The sequence below is a fragment of the Bradyrhizobium sp. CFUWI genome (assembly GCF_056429085.1).
Genome location: NZ_JBWJZE010000291.1, coordinates 1 through 398, shown reverse-complemented (window position 1 = coordinate 398; position 398 = coordinate 1). Strand labels below are relative to the sequence as shown.

1 protein-coding gene is annotated in these 398 nt (G+C 66.1%); it reads right to left on the bottom strand.

Annotated features, from left to right (window positions below; genetic code table 11):
* Nucleotides 1-398, bottom strand: a 398-nt coding sequence (locus tag AC066S_RS39860; RefSeq protein WP_478272074.1) for a sulfate ABC transporter substrate-binding protein, incomplete at both ends; no start/stop codon positions are given.

Below are 398 nucleotides of genomic sequence, written 5' to 3'. Positions count from 1 at the left end.
TTCCCAGGCGGCCAGGTAGTTCCAGCGCGCGCCGCCGGAGGTCTTGGGGTTGGGCGTGATCACCTGCACGCCGGGCTTGACGAGGTCGTCCCAGTCCTTGATGCCCTTGGGGTTGCCCTTCTTCACGAGGAATACGATCGTGGAGGTGTAGGGCGCCGAGTTGTGCGGCAGGCGCTTTTGCCAGTCGGGCTTGACCAGCCCGCCGTTCTTCACCAGCGCGTCGATGTCGCCGCCCAGCGCCAGCGTGGCCACGTCGGCGTCGATGCCGTCGATGATCGACCGCGCCTGCTTGCCGGAGCCGCCGTGCGATTGCTTGACCTGCACGTCCTGCCCCGTCTTGCCTTTCCAGTACTTCGCGAATGCCTGGTTGTAGTCCACGTACAGCTCCCGCGTCGGGT